Raw genomic sequence first — 1,358 nt, 5'->3', positions numbered from 1 at the left:
CGGTTTTTGAGGGATGGGTAGTAGGTAATGGCGTGGGTCAAGGCTTGGGTCATGGGGAATTCACAAAGTGGGTGGCAAGGCCGGGAACCTCCACGCGCAGGTGCAGCACCTGGCCGGACAAGGGCATGTCGGCCAGTTCCTGCGCGGGCCGCTTCTCGCGGGAGGTGGTGATGAAAAGGGTGCGCAGGTCCGGCCCGCCGAAGCAGGGCATGGTCGGGCAGCGCACCGGCAGAGGCAGGATTTGCAGCAGCTCGCCCTGGGGGGTGAAGCGTTGCAGGCAGGCACCTTCGAACATGGCGACCCAGTAGCAGCCTTCGGCATCCACGGTGGCACCGTCCGGGCGGCCACCGTAGCGCGCCAGGCTTTTGGCCGGATCGCGCGGGCTGAAGCGGGCAAAGGGCCGACGGTGCGAAATGCTGCCCGGCTGCGCGTCGAAGTCGCAGGCATAGACCACATGCGCCGGGGTATCGGCCCAGTACAGGGTGCGCCCCGACGGGCTCCAGGCCAGGCCATTGCTGACGGTGATGTCGCCTGCGGCCCGCTGTAGTTGGCCATCGGCCCAGCGGTACAGGCTGGCGCTGGGCGTGTCGCGCGGCTCGTGGATGGTGCCGCACCAGAAGCGGCCTTGCGCGTCCACCTTGCCGTCGTTGAAGCGTTCGGTGGCCTGCGGGTAGGGCGCGGTGGCCACCTGGATGCTGCTACCGTTGGCGGGGTTGAAATGCCACAACCCGTCGCGCAGGGCCAGCAGCAGGCCGCCTTGGGTGCGCGCTGCGCAGCAGGCAACTTCGGTGTGGAAATCCCATTGCTGATGCTGCTGGGAAGCGGGGTCGAAGCGGTGCAACTGCCGCCCCGGAATGTCGCACCAGTACAGCACCTGTTCCTGCGGGTGCCACAGCGGTGATTCGCCCAGCAGGCTGGCAGGCACGGGCAGAGCACGGATGTCCATCACAGCGCCTCCACATCCAGCGTCAGCGACGCGGTAGCCACGGCACCAGGTGCCAGTGCCACCAGCCCCTGGCTTATGGGGTCTGCGTGCTGGATAGCGTTGTTCACATGGCCGACCGGTTCCACGCAGAAATGCGGCTGCCCCGGCGGCGTGAACACCACCAGGTAGGGCAGGGTGGACGACAGTTGCACTGCAAACTGCGCGTCACGGAGTTGGGCTATGCCCGGCCAGCCGCCGAAGCAGTGGTCCAGGGCCAGTGCATGCACCGGTGCATTGATGCCCTGCTGGGTCGTGGCATGCGTGGGTAGCATCAGGGCATCGCGTTCCCAGCGGGTTGTCACATCCACCTGCAGATGGCTGCCGTCGCGCTGGGGGAAGTAGGGGTGCCAGCCCAGGCCCACGGGCTGTTCGT

Annotated in this window: 2 protein-coding genes; both read right to left on the bottom strand. The window is 67.2% G+C overall.

The window, feature by feature from the left end; genetic code table 11:
• Window positions 1-49 precede the first annotated feature (49 nt).
• Window positions 50-946 carry an SMP-30/gluconolactonase/LRE family protein gene (locus AC097L_RS24545; protein WP_479589333.1) on the bottom strand — a complete coding sequence of 299 codons (897 nt, stop codon included), beginning with the start codon at window positions 944-946 and terminating at the stop codon, window positions 50-52.
• A partial coding sequence (locus AC097L_RS24540) for an aldose epimerase family protein (RefSeq protein WP_479589332.1) occupies window positions 946-1,358 on the bottom strand: 413 nt, incomplete at its 5' end. The genes AC097L_RS24540 and AC097L_RS24545, both read right to left, overlap by 1 nt.

Source organism: Rhodoferax sp. RT5P35 (assembly GCF_056521385.1).
Note: the sequence above shows the minus strand (reverse complement) of the source record. Positions and strands in the feature narration are given on the sequence as shown.